Genomic DNA, 19996 nt, shown 5'->3' with positions numbered 1-19996 from the left:
CGCGCGCTGGGTAGGCTCCCCGCATGCGCGACTTCGATCAACGACCGCAGCACGGCCGACGGCTCGACATCTCGTCGATCGCCGCCTTCGACCACTTCTCGCGCGATGCGTCGAGCATGCAGGGATGGCGGATCCAGGACGTCGACCTGCGCCAGCGGGCCGACGTGCTCGAGCGGCTGCACGGCGACGGCGCCCTCATCATGGGCTCCGAGCTCCCGCAGCCCGAGAAGGAGCGCTTGATCCGCGAGGGTGCCCTCGTCTTCGACGACGTGCCCGACACGCCCTTCAACGCCTACCGCTCGTCGCTGTACACGCCCGACGAGCTGGTGCAGGGCATCGAGCGCGGCTACGCCGAGAGCTTCGACGCGCGCGTCTACGCGTGGTCGCGCACGCGGCACCACGATGTCGCGGACACCCTCGCCGCAGCGCTGCACGACCACTCCATCGACGACGCGCTCGCCGAGTGGGTGCAGGGGCGGCAGATCGTCGGCATCATGGGCGGCCACGCGCTGCGACGCGATTCCGAGGAGTACCGCCAGGCAGCGCACCTCGCGCACGGGCTCGCGCGCGCCGGCCGCGTCGTCGCGACCGGCGGCGGCCCGGGGGCGATGGAGGCCGGGAACCTGGGCGCGCGCGCCGTCGGGCTCTCCCCCGACCAGCTCGACGCCGCGATCGACGAGCTCGCGAGCGTCGCCTCCTTCCACGGCGCGATCCCCGAGTGGATCGCCTCGGCGCGCAGCATCGCGCAGCGCGTCGGCGACGGGGTCTCGCTCGGCATCCCCACCTGGCACTACGGCCACGAGCCGCCCAACTCCTTCGCGACGTCGATCGCGAAGTACTTCCAGAACTCCGTCAGGGAGGACATCCTGCTGCGGGTGGCGAACGCGGGCATCGTCGTGCTGCCCGGCGGGGGCGGCACGACGCAGGAGATCTTCCAGGACGCGTGCGAGAACTCCTACGCCGAGGAGGGCGCGTGGGCACCGCTCGTGCTCGTCGGCGAGCGCTTCTGGAGCGAGACGCTGCCCGCCTGGCCGCTGCTGCAGGCAGTCATGCGCGGCAAGCCGGGCGAGGCGGGCATCGCGCTCGTCGACACGGTGGCGGATGCGGTCGCCACCGTCACGGCGTTCGAGCCGACGCAGGGGGCGGAGGCGCTGCACGCCGCAGCCCCCGAGGATCGCCGCTGACCGCAGCGGCGGCTACGCCTCGATCTCACCAGCGATGCGGCGCTCGATGTCGTGCGCGGTCGCGTCGGGCAGCGCGATCAGCCCGTCGAGCTCGCGACGCGCCTGGCGGTAGGCGCTCTGCCGCTCCGCCGGGGTCGAGGCCTCGTTCTCCGCGAGCGCCATCAGGCGCTGGGCTGCCTGCAGCCGCCCGCGCTCCGCGTCGTCGAAGTCGCTCTGGGCGCGCCGCTTCGCCTCGCGCACCGCGGCCTCGAAGGCCACCTCGTAGTCGCGCACCGCGTCGCGGTAGCGCTCGAGCGCGCCCTCGAGCCGAAGCTCCGCCGGATCCTCCGGCCGCAGCCCGTCCGCGATCCGCTTCGCGCGGTGGAAGGCCTGCGTCAGCGGCTCGCGCATGTCGGTGACGAGCGGGTAGTCGATGAGCTTGGCGACGTCGAGCTCGAAGTCGAGCCAGCGGCGGTCCACCTCGTCGTGATCGGCGAGGATCCGCTCGATCTGCCGATCGCGATCGACGGCGGCGGCAACCGCCGTCGCCGCTGCGTCCGCGACCGGGTGCGCGCCCTCCACCGGCGCCAGCGGCGCCCGACGGACGCGCTCGAGCTCGATCCGGTCGCGGCGCCGACGCTCGTCGTACTTCGCGACGCCGCCGATCCATCCGCCGACCACCGGCCCGATGATGAAGATCAGCCACCAGTAGTCGCCAGCGAACCGAAGGATCTCTTCCACACGCGCAATCTATCGGGCCCGGTGGGCCGGGCGATCAGGCGGGAGCGCTCCGCTCGGCCTCGCGCTCGTCCGGCACGACGTCTGCGGGCTTGCGCATCCAGAACGTCGCGGCGACGCCCACGAGCCACAGCGCCGCGGCGCCCATGAACGCGATGCGCGCGCCCTCCAGCAGCGCGTCGCCGCGCGAGACGCCCTCGGCGACCAGCTGGCCCTGCCTGGTCGCCATGACGGTGACGAACAGCGCCGTCCCGGCAGCGCCCGCGACCTGCTGGACGGTGCCGACGATCGCGGAGCCGTGGCCGTAGAGCCGCTTCGGCAGCGCCGCGAGCGACACCGTGAACAGCGGCGGGAAGGTGAAGGCGAAGCCCAGCATCAGCACCATCTGCATGATGAGCACCATCCACCAGGGCGTCGACGGGCTGAGGGTCGTGTAGAGCACGAGCGCCGCGAGCACGACCAGGCCGCCCGGGATGACGAGCGGGCGCGGGCCGAAGCGGTCGTAGAGGTTGCCGACCACCGGGCCGAGGAGCCCCGTCAGCAGCGCGCCGGGCATCGTGATCAGGCCCACCTGGAGCGGCTCGAGCCCCATGGAGTCCTGCAGGATCAGCGGCAGCATGATGAGCGTGCCGAACATGGCGGCCATCGCGAGCATCATGATGACCACGGTGGTGGTGAACAGCGGGTGCCGGAAGGTGCGGAGATCGAGCAGCGCGTCGTCGGTGCGCTGCAGGCGCAGCTGGCGGAGCACGAAGGCGACGAGGCTGAGCACGCCCACCGCGAGCGAGAGCGGCAGCTGCCAGGCCGGCAGGCCCTCGGCGCCGAGCAGCGAGAGGCCGTAGACGAGGCCGCCGAAGCCGAAGGCGGCCAGCGGGATCGAGAGCCCGTCGAGCTTGGGCCGGTCGTCGAGCGCGGCGCTGCTGAGGTTGCGCGCGCCGATCAGCAGCATGAGCAGCGCGAGCGGTGCGACGCCGAGGAAGATCCAGCGCCACGAGCCGAACTGCAGGATCACGCCGGAGACCGTCGGGCCGAGGGCGGGTGCGACCGACATGACCATCGAGATGGTGCCCATGAAGGCGCCGCGACGGGCGGGCGGCACGAGCTGCATGACCGTCGTCATGAGCAGCGGGAACACGATCGCCGTGCCCGAGGCCTGCACGATGCGGCCCAGCAGCAGCAGCGGGAAGGAGGGAGCGAACCCGGCGACCACGCTGCCGAGCACGAAGGTGCCCATGGCGGCGATGTAGAGCGTGCGCTTGCTGAAGCGCGCCATCAGCCATCCCGTGGTCGGGATGACGACCGCCATCGTGAGCAGGAACGCGGTCGTGAGCCACTGCGCCGCGCGCTCGTCGATGCCGAGCATCGGATCGGTGATGAGGGTGGAGATGGCGACGTTCATCGCCGTCTCGTTGAGGATCACGACGAAGGCCGAGATCAGGAGCGTGGCGATGATCAGGGCACCGCCGGCGGGCAGGCGCTGGGGCTCGGATGCGGGCTGCGGCGCGGGCCGCTCGTTCTGGGTGTCGATCTGCATGGTGCTCCGTGATGGCGAGACGAACCCAGCGGGAGTGCTCCCGCTGGGTTCGCGTCGGTGCGTGAGAGGAGGCGGCGCAGGTCAGGCCTGCGGGGCCTCCATGAAGAAGAAGTCGATGATGTGGCCGTCGGGATCGGTGAGCTGACCGCCGTACATGCCCCACTCATCCGCCGTGACCGGCTTCGACAGGGTACCGCCTGCGGTCGTGCCTGCAGAAGCGAACGCGTCGACCTCCGCTGTGCTTCCCAAGAGCATCGCGAGCAGGTTCTCGACCGATCCCTGCGGCGCGCGCTGCTGATCGCCCACCAGGAACTCGTCGAAGCGGTCGTGCTCGAGCAGCATGATCGAGGCCTGCTCGCTCACGACCATGCAGCTGGTGCGCTCATCGCTGAACATCTCGTTCTTCGAGAAGCCGAGGCCCTCGTAGAAGGCGGTCGCGCGCGCGATGTCGGCGACGGCGTAGTTGGGGAAGATCATCTGGACTGCCATGGCTGCTCCTCAGGGAACCGAGAGTGTGAACGGCGTTCACATTAGTGCGGGGGCCTAGTAGCGTCAAGGGCGATGGCACGGACCGGCTACTTCCACGGCGACCTGCGCAGAGCGCTGCTCGACGCCGGCATCCACGCTGCCCGCGACGGCGGGCCCGACGCGGTCAGCGTGCGCGAGCTCGCGCGCGCGACGGGCGTCGCCCCCTCCGCCGTGTACCGGCACTTCGACAGCCACCAGTCGCTCGTCTCAGCGCTCGCGCTGCGCGCGCTCGCCCAGGTGGCGGATGCGATGGAGCAGGAGATCGCGCAGGTGCCCCCCTCCGACGGCTCGCAGCACGGCGATCGCGCCTGGGCGGACGGCGCGATCGCGGCGGTCGGGCTGGGCTACATCCGCTGGGCATGGCGCGAGCCGGGCTTGTTCCGCCTCGCCTTCCGCGTGCATCGCGACCTGGATGCCGTGCACCTGGAGGAGGCGCGCGGCGCGTGCGGGCGCACGCCCTACGAGCAGCTCGAGCGAGCGCTCGACGCGCTCCAGGCCGCCGGCGAGCTCTCCCCCGCCGCCCGCCCGGGCGCCGAGGCGCTCGCCTGGTCGGCCGTCCACGGGTTCGCATCGCTGACGGTGGAGGGGCCGCTGCGCTCGCTCGACGACGACACCCGTCGGATGCTGTCCTGGCGGGTCGTCGAGATGGTGCGCCTGGGGCTGGCCGAGGCGACGCCGGAACCCTGACCGCCCCCGCGGCGGGCATGCGCTGCTCGGCTCCGTCGTCGCCCGGCGCCGGGGCGCCAGCTGCCCGTCGCTCGCCCGCGCCGGCGAGCCCGTGCTATCAAGAATGCATGCCCCGCACCTCGGATCGCGCTCGCGATCCGGACGACCCCTTCTTCACGCGCGTCCTGACGCTGCCCAACCTCGTCACGCTCGCCCGGCTGCTGCTGCTGGTGCCGGTGTGCTGGCTGATCGTCTTCGGCGCGCAAGGGTCGTGGCTGCCCGTCATCCTGCTCGCGCTCTGGGCGGCCACCGATTGGATCGACGGCGTGCTGGCGCGGGCGCTGCACCAGGAGTCGCGACTGGGCGAGGTGCTCGACCCGATCGCCGACCGCATCGGCATCATCGGCGTCACCCTCGCCCTCGCCCTCGGCGGCGCGGTCGACTGGTGGATCCTCGCCGTGATCTTCGCCGTCGACGTCGCGACCGTCGTGTTCGCCGGCAAGGCCGCCCGCGACGGCAGCATCCACGTCTCGTGGGCCGGCAAGGTGCGCACGGCGATGCTGCTGACCGCCATCGTGGTGCTGCTGATCGGCCACACCGTGCTCGCCTGGGCCATGCCGGTGGGCATGACCCTGATGGTGCTCGGCGTGGGGCTCCACGTGGTGGCCGGCATCGACTACATCGTGCAGGCGCGTCGCCCGCGACGGGTGCAGACTGGACGCGGTGAGCACACGGGTGGGGATCGATGAGGGGGATCGATGAGCGACTGGCTTGACGATCGCGAGCGGATCGCCGCGCGAGTCGAGGACGTGATGGCCGGGTGGCACGACACGGTCGAGCGCGTCGCGGGCGAGGACGGCGACGCCGACTCGATCGTGGGTCGTGACGGCGATCGGGTCTCGGCGATCCTGCTGCTGGACGAGGAGAACGTCGAAGCGCTCGCCGAGGCCGACGCCGACGGCACCCTCGCGCAGTGGCTGCGCGAGGAGCTGGCCGAGGATGACGAGCGCGACGAGGACGACGCGGAGGACGGCGACGACGAGCTCGACGCTGCCGCCGACGCGTGGCTCGGCGACGATGCCGACCCGGCCGACGCGCTGCCGGTCGTGCCCGCTCCGGCCGCCGCGGTCGCCGCGGGCGATGACGACGACTTCGACCTCGACGACTGGGACGACCCAGAGGCCGACGCGCTCATCGACGAGCTGCCGCGCTGAGCCCGCCGCGCTGAGCCGAGCGCTCCACGCCGCGGGGCATCCGGCAGCGGCTGCCGCAGCCGGAATCCCACGGCGACGGGAGCTGTTGCCTCCACCATGCAGATCGACATCTGGTCAGACGTGGCGTGCCCGTGGTGCTTCATCGGGAAGCGCCGCTTCGAGCGAGCGCTGGGCGCCTGGGAGCATCGCGAGGAGGTCGAGGTGACGTGGCACTCGTACCAGCTCGACCCCGGCCTGCCCGGGCACTACGACGGCACCGAGGCCGAGTACCTCGCCGAGCGCAAGGGCATGCCGGTCGCGCAGGTGCGGGAGATGTTCCAGCACGTGACGCAGCAGGCCGCCGGCGAAGGGCTGGCCTACGACTTCGACGCGCTCGTGGTCGCCAACAGCCTGCGAGCCCACCAGCTGCTGCACCTCGCGAAGTCGCACGAGCAGCCGGGTGCTGCGGATGCGGTGAAGGACGCCCTGCTGTCGGCCCACTTCGAGCGCGGCATCGACATCGGCGACGTCGATGCGCTCGTGGACATCGGCGCGGGCGCGGGGTTGGACGAGCAGGAGATCCGAGCGGCGCTCGCCGACGAGCGCCACCTCCCCGCCGTGCGCGCGGACATCGCGCAGGCGCAGGAGCTCGGCGTGACCGGCGTGCCGTTCTTCGTCTTCGACATGCGGCTCGGGCTCTCTGGCGCGCAGCCGGCGGAGGTCTTCGCGCAGGCGCTCGACCAGGCTCGCGCGTCGGCGCTGCAGGAGACCGTGCCCTCGACGAGCGATCCGGCCCAGGGGCGACCGGCTCAGGGGCGACGGGCTCAGGGGCGACGCGCCACGTAGACCCATTCGCGGCCCGGGCGGTCGGGCGCGTCGCGCACGTCGAGGACCTCGAAGCCGCACGCCTCGAGCGCGCGCTCGATCGCCTCGCGCGGCCGGAAGCGCAGCGTCGACGTCGAGTCGATCCGGTGCCCGTCGCGGTGGAAGATCGTCGGCGAGACGAAGGTGACGATCGCGCCGCCGTCGGCCGTCGCATCCACCGCCGTCACGTCGACCCAGTCCTCCACCTCGCCCTCGTGGGGCACGTCGACGACCTGCCGGCTCGCCTCCGGCGTCCACTCGAGCCAGGCGCGACCCTCGACCCGGCGTGCCTCGACCACCAGCGTGCCACCGGGCCGCAGCCGCTCGTGGGCGGCTGCGAGCACCGCGCGCCAGGCGGCGTCGTCGACGAAGACCTGCGCGACGTTCGCCGTCATGGTCACGGCGTCGACGGCCATCGGCGGCAGCGCATCCGCCGTGCCGACGTGCCACGCGACCCGCTCCGCCCCCGGCTTGCCGCGGGCGACCTCGACGGATGCGCCGGCGGGATCGACGCCGACCACCGCGAGCCCCCGCTCGGCGAGCATGAGCGCGAAGGTGCCGGTGCCGCAGCCGATGTCGAGCGCCGTTCGGGCGCCGAGCTCGTCGGCGACGAGCGCGGCGTAGACCTCGAGATCGCTGCGATCGGCGTCGAGCGCGTCGTAGACCGCGGCGAGGCGCGGATCCTCGAAGATCGCGTCTGCCACGGCCCGCCCTCGCTCCCGCGCGCCGACTAGGCGCGGCGGCTGCGCGCCACGACCGCGTCGCGCAGCATGCCGACGACCGCCTCGAGCCGCAGGTCGCCGCTCGTGGGCTCATCGCCCGCCGTGCCGTCGATGGCGCGGCCGACGAGGCCGGCCTTCGCGTCGAGCAGCTCGGCGATGCGCGTGTCGATCGTCTGCGCGGCGAGGATGCGCCACACCGTGACGGGCATCGACTGCCCGATGCGGTGGATGCGGTCGATCGCCTGGGTCTGCTCGGCGTCGGTCCACGAGAGCTCCGCGATCACCATGTCGGCTGCCGCCTGGAGGTTGACGCCCACGCCCGCGGCCATGAGCGAGCAGACGATGACCTGCACCGACTCGTCGTTCGTGAAGGCGTCGATCGCGCGCTGCCGCTGCGTCGGCGTCTGGTCGCCGCGGATCGAGACGGTCGAGATGCCCGCCTTCGCGAGCTTCTGCTCTGCGGTGTCGAGCACATCGATGTGTTTGGCGAAGAAGACCACCTTGCCGACCGAGTGCGCGAGCTGCGCCGTGTAGTCGGCGGCGAGGTCGGCCTTCGCGCGACCGATGCGGCGGGCGAGCGCGAACACGTTCTCGCCCGTGCCGCCCTCCTGCGTCTCGACCTCGCTGCGGGCGATGCGGCGGATCAGCTCCTCGTCGATCGTCGCGTCGTGGTCGGCGGTGCGCTGCAGCAGCGCGGCGTCGTAGCGCCGGACCATGCGGTCGATCAGCTCTCGCTCTGCCGCGCGGATCGAGCGCACCTCGGATTCGTCGAGCTCGACGGGGATGTCGGCGATGCGGCGAGCGGGGATGTCGCTCGCGACGTCGATCTTGCGGCGACGCACGATGCCCATGTCGATGACGGCCTTGCGGGCCGCGGGGTAGAACCCGCGATCCATCGGCGTCAGCCCGATCTGCTCGAGGTCGTCCGTGAGCTCGGCGTTCGGCTCCTTCTGATCGATCCAGCCGAGGAACCGCCAGATCGCGCCGAAGTCCTCGATGTCGTTGATGAGCGGCGTGCCGGTGAGCGCCATCAGCAGCGGGTTGCCGATGCGCTCACGCAGCGCTGCCGCGATCTGCAGCACGTGCCTTGAACGCTTCGAGCGCGTGTTCTTGATGAAGTGCGCCTCGTCGACGACCATGCCGCGGAACCCGAAGCGCTCGAGCCAGCTGAGGTGCCGGTCGAGCACCTCGTAGTTCACGACGACGACGTCGGCGAAGGCGTCCAGCTCGTCGCCGTCGCCCTGCACGACCGCCGCGCGCCGACCGGGCACCCAGCGCTCGGTCTCGCGCGCCCAGTTGATCTTGACGACGCTCGGCGCCACGACGAGCAGCGGGAAGGCGTCGGCCGCCTGCGCGGCGAGCAGCGCCTGCGCGGTCTTGCCGAGGCCGGGCTCGTCGGCGAGCAGGAAGGTGCGGTGACCCTCGCGCGCCGACTGCACGAGCTGCGCCTGATGCAGCATGAGCTCCTTGCCGCCCGGCGCGATGCGTCGCTGCGGCTCGGGCAGGGGCATGCACGCGGGCTTGCCGTCCGCGGCGACCTCGAACGAGAGGTAGAGGGGCGAGAGCAGGTCGAAGCCGGCGAGCCGGTCGCGCTCGGGCTTGCGGCGGATGTGGGAGAAGTCGGGCTCGAGGAACGGCTTCGCCAGCTGCACGCGGCGCACCGACGGCGGCACCACCTGCGGCGCGAGCGGCTCGGTGGGCTCGGGCTCGGGTGCCGACCGCTGCTCGACCTCGGGCTCGAGGCCCGCCGCCAGCAGCATCTCGCGCTTGCGCTCCCGCACCGCGTCGGTGATGGGCGCGCCCTCGCCGAGCAGCGGCAGCAGCGTGGGCTCGCGGCTGGCCGCCTTCGCCAGGATCATCGCGATGCCGTCGAGGCGCTTGAGATCCTCGGCGCGCTCCGCGTCGCTCAGCGCCGTGTCGGCGCGCACGCGGGCGCGCTCCTCGCGCGCGAGCATCGCCACGACCTGCAGCTTGACGCGGGTCGAGCGCGATGCGGCACCGCGCTTGACCCCGGCCTCGACCTGGCGCACGGCGCGGGCGAGCTGCGGGATGAGGGCGTCGCGGTCGCGCGACGGGTGCTCGGGCGATGCGTCCGGCTCGACGATGTCCGAGGGATCGGCATCCGCCTGAGGCGCATCGATGATCGCGGCGTCTGCCACATGTCCTCCATTCGAGGCGGGGCCGATGTCACGACCCCGGCGTTCATGCTGCGACGAGTGTGCCGCTCGACACGACCTGCATGTGCGGCGGCGACTCGACGAGCCGGCGACGGCGGCTGCGGTGCGCGGGATGCCACGATGTGACACCGGCGAGGACCGGCGAGCTGACGCCTGCGCACCATGCTACCCCTCGACCGAGGATCCGCGCGCAGGCCGTGCACAGCTAGCCTGTCGCCATGCGTGTCACGGACGACGTCGGGCGGGGCGCCTGGCTGCGCGATCGGCTCGGGGCGTGGGCGACGGTCGCCGGCGTCGCGGGCGGCGGCTTCGAGCGCTACGCGCGGGTGCTGCACCCCGTCGGTGCCCGCCGCCTCGATCTCACCACGACCGACGCGTGGGTCAGACACCCCGTCGCCGAGGAGGCGCAGTGGCCGTGGCGGGAGCTCGCCAAGCGCAACGGCAGGACGATGCATCCGCTCGTGCAGTGGCAGCGCATCACCGACGAGGAGCGAGCGCTGGAGTTCTCCGACGGCTGGGGCGCTGAGCAGAGCCGCGACGGCTGGTTCGATCCCGCGCTCATGGCCAGGCTCACCTCGAGCCTGCGCACGCACACAGCGGAGCCAGACGACATCACGGTCGGGATCTGGAACGGGTGGGGCACGCCCGCCCCCTTCGGCACGTTCGTGCCCGACGACGACGACGACGCCGCTGCTGCCGTCGTCGCGGCCCAGCTCCTGCGGCAGGAGCGGGCGGCCGGCGCCTCCGCGTTCTCCCCCGCGTTCCTGCGGGCGCGCGAGCGAGGGCCCCTGCTGCACCTCCCCCACCGGGACTTCGTGCTGCTCGCGGCGACGCTGACCGAGCTCGCCGATCCCGACTGGGGCTACCGCGCGGGCATCGGCTGGGACCCGCTCTTCCACGGCGCCCCTTCGCCGCAGCTCGTCTGGCCGGCCGATCGCGCATGGATCGTCGCCACCGAGATCGACTGGGACTCCACGCTCGTCGGCGGTCCCGCCGCGCTCATCGCCGAGGTGCTCGCCGACCCGGCCTTCGAGGCCTTCGAGGTCGCCGCCGACGCCGACCTGAGCTGGAGCGGCGACACCATCAACCGGTGACGCTCGGCAACCGGTGACGCTCGGCAACCGGTGACGCTCGGCAACCGGTGAGGCTCGGCAACCGGTGACGCTCGGCGATCGCTGCCGCTGGGCGGGTCAGCCCTCGAGCAGCCCCGCGAGGCGATCGATGGATGCGCGCAGGTTCTCGGCGCGCGTGGAGCGAGCGCGCTCGAGCCGGCTCTCGTCGTGCAGCTCGCTCCAGTCGTAGGTGTGGGTCACACGCGTGCCGTCGCCCTCGGGCTCGAGCTCCCATCGCCACACGTGCCCGATCGGCTGCCCGCCCTCGACGGCCGGCTTCCACGCGATGCGGCGGCCCTCCTCGAGCTCGACCACGTGGTTCTCCCGCACGGCGCCGTTCGTGAGCGTCATCGCGAAGACGTCGCCGACGGCGCGCACGCGCTGGCCGCCTGCCGCCGCACCGAGGTTGTCGTTGCCGTCCCAGGCGGGCTGCTTCGCGGGATCCGCGATGTGCTCGAAGACGGTCGCCGCCGGTGCCGCGATGACGCGGCTGGCCTGCACGACCCTGGATTCGCTGCTGCTGCTCATGGGTCGATCCAAGCGCACGAGCATGGCAGGCGCCCCGGCGACCGGCATCGTCTGTGGTGATCGCGCACCGAAGAGCGCCAAACCTACCTAGACTGCAAGAATGTTGCACGCTGCACCGGCGGTCGAGCGCATGGAGCCGTACGGCGCAGAGCACTTCGCAGCGCTGGCGCTGACCATCGCGCTCATCGTCGTGCTGCCGCGCCTCGTCCGCCGGGCGCGCGATCAGCGGCTCGTCGAGCGCTGGATGAGCGTGGCCGGATGGGCCCTCCTCGTCATCACGGTGCTGTGGACGGTGTGGGGCATGCTCCCCCACAACTACGACGTCCTCGAATCGCTGCCGCTCCACTTCTCCGACGCGCTCCGCGTCATCACCGCGGTCGCGCTGATCCGTCGCTCCGGCTGGGCCATCGCGGTCAGCTACTTCTGGGGCCTGACGCTCAACCTGCAGTCCATGCTGACACCGGACCTCACCTACGCCTTCGGCGTGCCCTGGCTCGACTCCGCCATGTACTGGATCCTGCACATCACGGTGATGGTCGCCCCGGTCGTGCTCGTGTGGGGCCTCGGGTACCGGCCGACGTGGTTCGGCTACGGCACCGCCTTCGCGCTCGCCGTCGGCTGGGCGGGGCTCGCGCTGGTCGCCAACGGCGCGATCGGCGCGAACTACGGCTACCTGAGCTACGCCCCGGAGGGGCCGACGCTGCTCGACGTGCTGGGGCCGTGGCCGATCTACATCCTCTGGGAAGCAGTGCTCGTCGCCTCGGTGTGGGCGCTGATGACCTGGCCGTGGACGACCGCTCGCAGCATCGCCTCCGCACCCATCGACGACCGCCTCGGCATCGTGCGTCGCAAGCGACTCGGCGCGGTGCGACCGCTGGCGAGCGTGGCCCGGAACGCAAGGGGCCGGCGGCGCACGGGCGTCGCGACGCAGGAGGCCGCGACGCCCGAGACCGCGACGCTCTAGACCGCGGGCGCGACCTCCATCTGCCCCCAGGGGCTGCCGTACTCGCCGAGCAGGTCGAGGAACGGCTTCGGCGGCATCGCCTCCGGCCCGAGCACGCCCGCGCCCGACCAGGCACCGGTCGCCAGGAGCTCTAGCGCGATGACCGGGTTGATCGCCGTCTGCCAGACGACGCACTGGTGGCCGTACTCCTCCATCGACCAGGCGTTGTCGACCACGTGGTAGAGGTAGGTCGAGCGTTGCTCGCCATCCTTGCCGGTGCCGCGCACCCAGACGCCGGCGCAGGTCTTGCCCGTCATGACCGGGCCGATCGTCGCGGGATCGGGCAGGCACGCCGCCACGACGTCGCGCGGCGACACCTCGACGCCGCCGACGCGCACCTTCTCGGTGCGGTCGAGGCCGAGCGTGTGGAGCGTCTGCAGCACGCCGATGAACTCGGCGCCCAACCCGTACTTGAAGGTCACGCGGTCGCAGTCGAGCCAGCGCGGCATCAGCAGCACCTCCTCGTGCTCGACGTTGACGCACTCGACCGGCCCGATGCCCTCGGGGAATTCGAAGACCTCGGGCTCGCTGAACGGCTCGGTGGTGTACCAGCCTCCGTCGACGCCGGCGCGTGCGCGCTCCCAGATCACCGGCGGGTTGAGGCACTCCTCGATCGTCGTCCAGATCGAGAACGACGGCGCGAAGATCTCGTTGCCGTCGTCGTCGTGCACCGCGAGGTTCGCGCCGTCGCGCGTGCCGAGCTCGTCGATGTGGTCGAACAGCTCGTCGGCGGCGTAGCGGGCCAGCACGTTCGAGAGCCCGGGCTCGACCCCGATGCCCACGAGCGCCAGGCGACCGGCCGACTCCCACGCCTGAGCCTTCGCGAACTGCTCGTCGCCGAGCTTCACGCCCACCTTCGCGTAGGGCTCGTCGGGGTGGCGCGTCGACAGGCTCATCGCCATGTCGAGGTAGTCGGCCCCGGCCGCGAGCGCACCGTCGAAGATCGGCATGACGAAGCGCGGGTCGACGGCGTTCATCACGTGCGTGATGCCGTGCTCGCGGCAGAGCGCCGCGACCGAGTCGGGGTCGGATGCGTCCACTCGCGCGGCCGTGAAGCGCGCATCGACGTCGGCGGCGCGCTGCGCGCGGGCCTCGTCGTAGTCGGCGATCACGATCGCCTCGTAGAAGTCGCGCCTGGCCGCGATCGCGGCGAACGCCCCTCCGACGCCCCCGGCGCCGACCAGCAGGATCCGCATGATGCTCCTCTCGAGGCCAGCGCCGCGGGCGCGAGCCGCGCGTGCCGCCGACCCTGGCCGTGCCAGACTCTAGCGCAGCGGCAGCGGAATCTATAGGCTTCGACACCAACGACGACGGATGCCATGTTCCAAATGGCGCTTGGCGAACGAATCCGTCGCGCGATCATCTGCGGGCCAGCGCCGGCAGCAGCACTAGGAGGAGCGCTCGTGCCCCACGATCCCACCACGACCGCCGCCCCCGATGGCGGCCCGAAGCTCAAGGCGAACGCGATCGGCTTCTTCGACGCGCTCGTCATCGGTCTCGCCTCGACCTCCCCCGCCTACACGATCGCCGCCATCATCGGCGGCCTCGTGCTGTACACCGGCGTGCACGCGCCCGGCGTGATGCTGCTCGCGTTCGTGCCGATGCTGCTCATCGCCTCGGCCTTCTACTACCTCAACACCGTCGACCAGGACTGCGGCACCACCTTCTCGTGGGTCACGCGCGCGATGGGGCCGTGGTTCGGCTGGATCGGCGGCTGGGCGATCACGATGACCGGCGTGCTCATCGTCGGCTCGCTCGCCGAGGTGGGCGTGCGCTACTCGCTGCTCACCTTCGGCCTCGAGGATCTCGCGTACGACCCCGTGCTCATCCGCGTGCTGACGGTGCTGCTGATCGTGCTGATGACCGCGATCTGCGTGTGGGGCACCGAGATCTCCGCGCGCGTGCAGAACGTCCTCATCGTCTTCCAGGTCGTCTCGCTCCTCGTCTTCGCGGTCGTGGCGCTCTGGCAGGTCTTCTCGAACAGCTCTGCCTACGACTCCATCACGCCAGAGTGGGCGTGGCTCAACCCCTTCGGCGGCGGGTGGACGGGCGTGACGGCCGGGCTCCTGCTGGGCGTGTTCGCCTACTGGGGCTGGGAGTCGGCGGTCAACCTCACCGAGGAGACCACCGATTCCTCGCAAGCGCCCGGCAAGGCGGCGATCTGGTCGACGATCGTGCTGCTCGTCACCTACCTCTCGGTCACGATCGCGGTCGTGGCGCTCGCGGGCACCTCGTTCCTCGCCGAGACCGCCGATGAGGAGGACGCGATCTTCCAGGTGATCGCGAGCGACACCATGGGCCCGTGGGCGTGGGTCGTGATGCTGTCCGTCGCGACCTCGGCGATCGCCTCGACGCAGACGACGATCATCCCCGCCTCGCGAACCGGGCTCAGCATGGCGCGGCGCAAGGCGCTGCCGGCGATGTTCGGCCGCATCCACCCGCGCTTCCGCACGCCCGACGTCTCGACCTGGTGGGTCGCGGTCATCGCGAGCGCCTACTACCTCGTCGTCGGCGTCCTGAGCGAGACGGCCCTGTGGGACACGCTCACGGCGCTGGGTCTGCTGATCGCCTTCTACTACGCCCTCACCGGCATCGCGTGCGCCATCTACTTCCGCAAGCGGCTCACCGCGAGCGTGAAGAACTTCGTCCTCATCGGCGTCGGACCGGTGGTGGGATCGCTCATGCTCATCGCGCTGCTCGTCGCCGCGATCATCGACTACGGCAACCCCGAGAACTCCTACAGCGAGACCGCGTGGTTCGGCCTCGGCCCGCCGCTCGTGATCGGCATCGGCATCTTCGTCACCGGCGTCGTGCTGATGATCATCTGGTACTTCCGGGATCGCCGCTTCTGGGAGGAGCGCCCGAGCACGGCCGAGCAGGACATCATCCGGTTCCAGACCGGCGCGCTGCCGCAGGTCTCGCCCACGACCGCCGCTGACGAAGGAGGCAAGCAGTGAGCATCATCCTCGGCTACGACGAATCCCCGGGTGCCAGGTCGGCGCTCGCCGTCGCGATCGACCTGGCGCAGAAGTACGGCGAGCAGCTCGTGATCGTGCACGGCACCGCACCGCCCTCGACCCTCGGCGAGGAGCAGCGCAGCCACGCCGACGCGCTGGCGCAGCTCGGGCGCGCCGCCCTCGGCCGGGGATTGGAGGCGGCCCGGGCCGCGGGCGTCGACGCCGTCGTCGCGGAGGTCCCGGCGAAGCCGGTCGACGCCCTGCTCGAGCAGGCGGAGGCGCGCGACGCGACGGTCATCGTCGTCGGCACCTGGGGCGAGAGCCCGATCCGCGGCGCCATCCTCGGTGCCACCCCGCACAAGCTGCTGCACCTGAGCCGGTGGCCGGTGCTGTGCGTGCCGGCTCCCGCCGCGTGACCGAGCGGCCCCCGGGGCCACCGCCGGGCACGCGAGCGACACCATGACGACGCTGACGATGGGACGAACGACATGAGCGCATCCACCGACCACCTCTGGCTGCACTTCAGCCGCATGGCCGGCGCCGACCGAGCGCCGGTGATGGTGCGCGGCGAGGGCGCCTATGTCTTCGACGACCGCGGCAAGCGCTACCTCGACGGGCTCGCCGGGCTGTTCGTGAACCAGCTGGGCCACGGCCGCGCCGATCTCGCCGAGGTCGCGGCAGAGCAGGCGCGCACGCTCGCGTTCTTCCCGATCTGGTCGTACGCGCACCCGAGCGCCCTCGCGCTCGCCGACAAGCTCGCGGCGCTGGCGCCCGGCGACCTGAACCGGGTCTTCTTCACGAGCGGCGGCGGCGAAGCGGTCGAGAGCGCCTGGAAGCTCGCGAAGAACTACTTCAAGCTGGTCGGCAAGCCGCTCAAGCACAAGGTGATCAGCCGCGCCATCGCCTATCACGGCACGACGCACGGCGCGCTCTCGATCACGGGCCTGCCGCCGCTGAAGCAGCAGTTCGAGCCGCTCGTGCCCTCGACGTTCCGAGTGCCGAACACGAACATCTACCGCGCGCCGGTGCACCGCGACGACCCCGAGGCGTTCGGCCGCTGGGCCGCCGACCAGATCGCGGTCGCGATCGAGCAGGAGGGGCCGGAGACGGTCGCCGCGGTGTTCCTCGAGCCGGTGCAGAACGCGGGCGGCTGCTTCCCGCCGCCGCCGGGCTACTTCGAGCGCGTGCGCGAGATCTGCGACGAGCACGACGTGCTGCTGGTCTCGGACGAGGTGATCTGCGCCTTCGGCCGGCTCGGCACGATGTTCGGCGCGGAGCGCTACGGCTACCAGCCCGACATCATCACGTGCGCGAAGGGCCTGACCTCCGGCTACGCGCCGCTGGGCGCGATGATCGCGAGCGACCGGCTCTTCGAGCCCTTCACCGAGCCTGGCGCGATGTTCGCGCACGGCTACACCTTCGGCGGGCACCCGGTGGCGACCGCGGTGGGCCTGGCGAACCTCGAGATCTTCGAGCGCGAGCAGGTGCTCGAGCACGTGCGGGCCAACGAGGGCGGCTTCCGCTCGACGCTCGAGCGGCTCACCGACCTGCCGATCGTCGGCGACGTGCGCGGCGACGGCTACTTCTACGGCATCGAGCTCGTGAAGGACACGGCGACGCGCGAGACCTTCGACGAGGAGGAGAGCGAGCGCCTGCTGCGCGGCTTCCTGTCGGATGCGCTGCTCGACGCCGGGCTCTACTGCCGGGCCGATGACCGCGGCGACCCCGTGATCCAGCTCTCGCCGCCGCTGATCTGCGGCCAGTCGCACTTCGACGAGATGGAGCAGATCCTGCGCGGGGTGCTGACGGATGCGTGGGCCCGCCTGTGACCGAGCCGGACGGCATCGACAAGGCCATCATCGCCGAGCTGCAGCGCGACGGCCGCGCCTCCTACGCCGCGATCGCCGAGGCGGTGGGGCTCAGCGAGACCGCCGTGCGCAACCGCGTCAGGCGGCTGACGGACGCGGGGGTCATGCAGGTCGTGGCCGTCACCGACCCGACGCAGCTGGGCTTCGCCCGCCAGGCGATGATCGGCATCCGCGCCTCCGGGGCCCTCGAGCCGGTCGCGGAGGCGCTCGCCGCGCTCTCGGAGGTCGACTACGTCGTCATCACCGCGGGCAGCTACGACCTGCTGGCCGAGGTGGTGTGCGAGAGCGACGGCCACCTGCTCGAGCTCGTGTCCGGCAGGATCCGCGCGATCGAAGGCGTGCGAGAGACCGACACGCTCATGTACCTGAAGCTGCAGAAGCAGTCCTACGCGTGGGGCGTGCGCTGAGCGCAGGTGGCATGCTCGAGGCATGACGGCTCCGGAGCGCACCGACGACGGCAGGTGGATCGTCGTCGACGGGCGGCGGTGGCGCGCGGAGGACCCGTCCCTCGACGCGGACGCGGCCGCGCGGCTGCGCTCCCACCTGGGCCGCGCGCGCTCCGCGGTGCGGAACGCCGAGGACGACGCCGCGCGCGAGGCTGCGCGCGACCGGGTGCAGCTCGCCAAGGAGGGCCTCGGGGAGCGCGGCGATCACTGGTGGGACCTCGCGCCCGCCGAGCGCGCCGCCCGCGCGAGCGACCGCCTCGCCGCGCTCGACTCCCTCGCGCCCCCAGCAGCCCGATGAGGCCAGAGCCGCACGTCGAGGCCGTCCCGCACGTCGATCGGATGTGACCGCCGGCTGCGCCGATCAGGCCTGGCCGATCAGGCCTGGCTGCCGGCTGCGCCTGCCTCGTCGCGACCGCCCTGCAGCCGCTCGATGTGCTGCGAGGCCTCGGCCTTCGTGAGGCTCGCGGGCAGCTCCTCGCCGGCCTCGCGGGCGAGCGTGTCGAGGTAGGAGCGCTGGGCCGCGGTCATCGGGTCGTCGCCGCTCACCCAGTCGGACGGATCCTTCTCGACCGAGGGGTCGGCGGCGCCCGGCGTCGCGCCGATCGTCTCGCCGGCGTCGGCGGATGCGTCGTGGGGCTCGGGGTTGGTCGCTGCAGCCATGGTGCTCCTCCTCAGGCGGTCGCGTGGATCGCGCCCGTGCCGGAACCCTAGCCTCCGCGCCCGAGCGCCCCGCTCAGCGACCGCAGGGCTCAGGGCTCAGGGCTCAGCGACCTCGGGGCTCAGCGAGCTCAGCGCTCGGTGACCGCGCCGCCCTCGACGTGCCAGCGCCGGTCGACGCGCACGGTGTCGAGCATCCGCCGGTCGTGCGTCACGAGCAGCAGCGCGCCGTCGTAGCCCTCGAGCGCCTGCTCGAGCTGCTCGATCGCCGCGAGGTCGAGGTGGTTCGTCGGCTCATCCAGCACGAGCACGTTGACGCCCCGCGCCTGCAGCAGCGCGAGCGCTGCACGGGTGCGCTCACCGGGCGAGAGCTCACCCGCGGGGCGACCGACGTGGTCGGCGCGCAGCCCGAACTTCGCGAGCAGCGTGCGCACCTCGCCGGACGCCATCTCCGGCACGAGCGCCTCGAACGCCGCCGCGAGCGGCTGCGACCCCGTCAGCAGCGAGCGAGCCTGGTCGATCTCGCCGATCGCGACGCTCGCGCCCAGGCTCGCGCTGCCCTCGTCGGGCGCCTGCCTCCCCAGCAGCGCGCGCAGCAGCGTCGACTTGCCGGCGCCGTTCGGGCCCGTGATCCCGATCCGCTCCCCAGCGCTCACCTGCAGGGAGACGGGGCCGAGCGTGAAGGACCCCAGCCGCACGATCGCGCCGCTCAGCGTCGCCACGACCGAGCTCGAGCGGGGCGCCGCGCCGATCGTGAGCTCGAGCTGCCACTCCTTGCGCGGCTCCTCGACCTCGTCGAGCCGCGCGATGCGGCTCTCCATCTGCCGCACCTTCTGCGCCTGCTTCTCGCTCGACTCGGTGGATGCCTTGCGGCGGATCTTGTCGTTGTCGGGCGCCTTCTTCATGGCGTTCCGCACGCCCTGGCTCGACCACTCGCGCTGGGTGCGAGCGCGGGCGACGAGGTCGGCCTTCTTGTCGGCGAACTCGTCGTACTGCTCGCGCGCATGGCGGCGGATCGTCTCCCGCTCCTCCAGGTAGGCGTCGTAGCCGCCGCCGTAGATGCGGTTCGAGTGCTGCGCGAGGTCGAGCTCGAGCACCCGCGTCACGCAGCGGGCGAGGAACTCGCGGTCGTGGCTCACGAGCACGACGCCGCCGCGCAGCCCCTGCACGAAGGCCTCGAGCCGCTCGAGTCCGTCGAGGTCGAGGTCGTTCGTGGGCTCGTCGAGCAGCACGACGTCGAAGCGCGAGAGCAGCAGCGCGGCGAGCCCGACGCGCGCCGCCTGGCCGCCGGAGAGCGCGGTCATCGGCACGCGCTCGATCGGCTCGCCGTCGAAGGCGAGGCCGAGCTCGGCGAGCACGATCGGGATCCGCTCCTCCAGGTCGGCGGCACCGCTCGCCAGCCAGCGCTCGAGGGCGGATGCGTAGGCATCGGCCGGTTCGGCACCGGGCGCCGCGAACGCGGGTTCCGCGAGCGCCTGGGCTGCCGCGTCCATCTCGCGCGTCGCAGCCGCGCACCCGGTGCGGCGGCCGATGTAGTCGACGACGCTCTCCCCCTCGACACGCTCGTGCTCCTGCGGCAACCAGCCGATGAACGCGTCAGCGGGGGCGAGCGCGACCGTGCCGGCCTGCGGCTGGTCGATGCCGGCGAGGATGCGCAGCAGGGTCGACTTGCCCGCACCGTTCGCGCCGACGATGCCGACCACGTCGCCGGGCGCGACGGTGAGGTCGAGGGAGTCGAAGAGCGTGCGGTGGCCGTGCCCGCCGGCGAGGCCCTGCACGACGAGGGTTGCGGTCATCCCACGATCCTCTCAGCAGCGGGCCGCCTCGGCGGTCGTCGGCG

The 19996-nt window shown here is 72.1% G+C and carries 21 protein-coding genes; 12 read left to right on the top strand and 9 right to left on the bottom strand.

Translation table 11 applies throughout. The features are described 5' to 3' along the window. The first annotated feature begins 23 nt into the window (after positions 1-23). Positions 24-1184, top strand: coding sequence for an LOG family protein (locus AA0Z99_RS02480; protein ID WP_413319141.1), 1161 nt, complete (start codon positions 24-26; stop codon positions 1182-1184). 12 nt (positions 1185-1196) lie between these two features. Here AA0Z99_RS02480 and AA0Z99_RS02475 read toward each other — a convergent pair whose 3' ends face one another. The 3 genes from AA0Z99_RS02475 to AA0Z99_RS02465 all read right to left on the bottom strand — a co-directional run bounded on the left by AA0Z99_RS02475 (position 1197) and on the right by AA0Z99_RS02465 (position 3924). Further along, positions 1197-1904, bottom strand: coding sequence for a hypothetical protein (locus tag AA0Z99_RS02475; RefSeq protein WP_413319139.1), 708 nt, complete (start codon positions 1902-1904; stop codon positions 1197-1199). A gap of 34 nt (positions 1905-1938) precedes the next feature. Next, positions 1939-3435 (bottom strand): MDR family MFS transporter, encoded by a 1497-nt coding sequence (locus AA0Z99_RS02470; RefSeq protein ID WP_413319137.1) that lies wholly within the window; start codon positions 3433-3435, stop codon positions 1939-1941. An 81-nt stretch (positions 3436-3516) separates the two neighbouring features. Further along, on the bottom strand, positions 3517-3924 hold the full coding sequence (locus AA0Z99_RS02465) for a VOC family protein (RefSeq protein WP_413319135.1): 408 nt from the start codon (positions 3922-3924) through the stop codon (positions 3517-3519). Between the two features lie 72 nt (positions 3925-3996). Between AA0Z99_RS02465 and AA0Z99_RS02460 the strand changes: the two genes are divergently transcribed. From AA0Z99_RS02460 to AA0Z99_RS02445, 4 genes are all read left to right on the top strand, one after another. Continuing rightward, positions 3997-4650: a TetR/AcrR family transcriptional regulator gene (locus AA0Z99_RS02460; RefSeq protein WP_413319133.1), complete on the top strand. Its 654-nt coding sequence runs from the start codon at positions 3997-3999 to the stop codon at positions 4648-4650. Between the two features lie 107 nt (positions 4651-4757). Further along, the gene (locus AA0Z99_RS02455; RefSeq protein ID WP_413319131.1) at positions 4758-5378 is read left to right on the top strand and encodes a CDP-alcohol phosphatidyltransferase family protein; all 621 of its coding nucleotides are present in this window, start codon (positions 4758-4760) and stop codon (positions 5376-5378) included. 9 nt (positions 5379-5387) lie between these two features. Next, positions 5388-5843: a hypothetical protein gene (locus AA0Z99_RS02450; protein ID WP_413319129.1), complete on the top strand. Its 456-nt coding sequence runs from the start codon at positions 5388-5390 to the stop codon at positions 5841-5843. Between the two features lie 96 nt (positions 5844-5939). Beyond that, a complete protein-coding gene (locus tag AA0Z99_RS02445) occupies positions 5940-6668 on the top strand; it encodes a DsbA family oxidoreductase (protein ID WP_413319127.1) in 729 nt (242 codons plus the stop codon). Here AA0Z99_RS02445 and AA0Z99_RS02440 read toward each other — a convergent pair. Together AA0Z99_RS02440 and AA0Z99_RS02435 are read right to left on the bottom strand one after the other, a co-directional pair. Further along, positions 6647-7390, bottom strand: a complete 744-nt coding sequence (locus AA0Z99_RS02440; protein WP_413319125.1) for a class I SAM-dependent methyltransferase — start codon at positions 7388-7390, stop codon at positions 6647-6649. The two genes, AA0Z99_RS02445 and AA0Z99_RS02440, sit on opposite strands and share 22 nt — an antisense overlap. A gap of 26 nt (positions 7391-7416) precedes the next feature. Then, entirely contained in the window at positions 7417-9567 is a 2151-nt protein-coding gene (locus tag AA0Z99_RS02435) for a DEAD/DEAH box helicase (RefSeq protein WP_413319124.1), read from the bottom strand. A 236-nt stretch (positions 9568-9803) separates the two neighbouring features. Here AA0Z99_RS02435 and AA0Z99_RS02430 point away from each other — a divergent pair, with 236 nt between their 5' ends. Further along, entirely contained in the window at positions 9804-10679 is an 876-nt protein-coding gene (locus AA0Z99_RS02430; RefSeq protein WP_413319122.1) for a hypothetical protein, read from the top strand. Positions 10680-10775: 96 nt separating this feature from the next. Here AA0Z99_RS02430 and AA0Z99_RS02425 read toward each other — a convergent pair whose 3' ends face one another. After that, complete coding sequence (locus tag AA0Z99_RS02425; RefSeq protein WP_413319120.1) at positions 10776-11225, bottom strand: SRPBCC family protein; 450 nt, start codon at positions 11223-11225, stop codon at positions 10776-10778. Between the two features lie 100 nt (positions 11226-11325). Between AA0Z99_RS02425 and AA0Z99_RS02420 the strand changes: the two genes are divergently transcribed. Next, positions 11326-12189 (top strand): TIGR02206 family membrane protein, encoded by an 864-nt coding sequence (locus AA0Z99_RS02420; RefSeq protein WP_413319118.1) that lies wholly within the window; start codon positions 11326-11328, stop codon positions 12187-12189. Here the strand turns inward: AA0Z99_RS02420 and AA0Z99_RS02415 are convergent. Then, positions 12186-13424: a saccharopine dehydrogenase family protein gene (locus AA0Z99_RS02415; protein ID WP_413319116.1), complete on the bottom strand. Its 1239-nt coding sequence runs from the start codon at positions 13422-13424 to the stop codon at positions 12186-12188. The two genes, AA0Z99_RS02420 and AA0Z99_RS02415, sit on opposite strands and share 4 nt — an antisense overlap. Positions 13425-13631: 207 nt before the next feature. Between AA0Z99_RS02415 and AA0Z99_RS02410 the strand changes: the two genes are divergently transcribed. From AA0Z99_RS02410 to AA0Z99_RS02390, 5 genes are all read left to right on the top strand, one after another. After that, positions 13632-15185 (top strand): APC family permease, encoded by a 1554-nt coding sequence (locus AA0Z99_RS02410; protein WP_413319114.1) that lies wholly within the window; start codon positions 13632-13634, stop codon positions 15183-15185. Then, on the top strand, positions 15182-15601 hold the full coding sequence (locus AA0Z99_RS02405) for a universal stress protein (RefSeq protein ID WP_413319112.1): 420 nt from the start codon (positions 15182-15184) through the stop codon (positions 15599-15601). Before AA0Z99_RS02410 ends, AA0Z99_RS02405 begins: the two co-directional genes overlap by 4 nt. Before the next feature lie 72 nt (positions 15602-15673). After that, positions 15674-17014, top strand: a complete 1341-nt coding sequence (locus AA0Z99_RS02400) for an aspartate aminotransferase family protein (protein ID WP_413319110.1) — start codon at positions 15674-15676, stop codon at positions 17012-17014. Then, positions 17011-17460: an Lrp/AsnC family transcriptional regulator gene (locus tag AA0Z99_RS02395; protein ID WP_413319109.1), complete on the top strand. Its 450-nt coding sequence runs from the start codon at positions 17011-17013 to the stop codon at positions 17458-17460. Before AA0Z99_RS02400 ends, AA0Z99_RS02395 begins: the two co-directional genes overlap by 4 nt. A 22-nt stretch (positions 17461-17482) precedes the next feature. Further along, positions 17483-17797: a biopolymer transporter Tol gene (locus AA0Z99_RS02390; protein ID WP_413319108.1), complete on the top strand. Its 315-nt coding sequence runs from the start codon at positions 17483-17485 to the stop codon at positions 17795-17797. 77 nt (positions 17798-17874) lie between these two features. Here AA0Z99_RS02390 and AA0Z99_RS02385 read toward each other — a convergent pair whose 3' ends face one another. Then, positions 17875-18159, bottom strand: coding sequence for a DUF3072 domain-containing protein (locus AA0Z99_RS02385; protein WP_413319107.1), 285 nt, complete (start codon positions 18157-18159; stop codon positions 17875-17877). Positions 18160-18287: 128 nt separating this feature from the next. Further along, a complete protein-coding gene (locus tag AA0Z99_RS02380) occupies positions 18288-19952 on the bottom strand; it encodes an ABC-F family ATP-binding cassette domain-containing protein (RefSeq protein WP_413319105.1) in 1665 nt (554 codons plus the stop codon). Positions 19953-19996: the final 44 nt, after the last annotated feature.

The sequence above is a fragment of the Agrococcus phoenicis genome, from assembly GCF_047302415.1.
In the GTDB taxonomy this organism is placed as follows: Bacteria; Actinomycetota; Actinomycetes; order Actinomycetales; family Microbacteriaceae; genus Agrococcus.
Note: the sequence above shows the minus strand (reverse complement) of the source record. Positions and strands in the feature narration are given on the sequence as shown.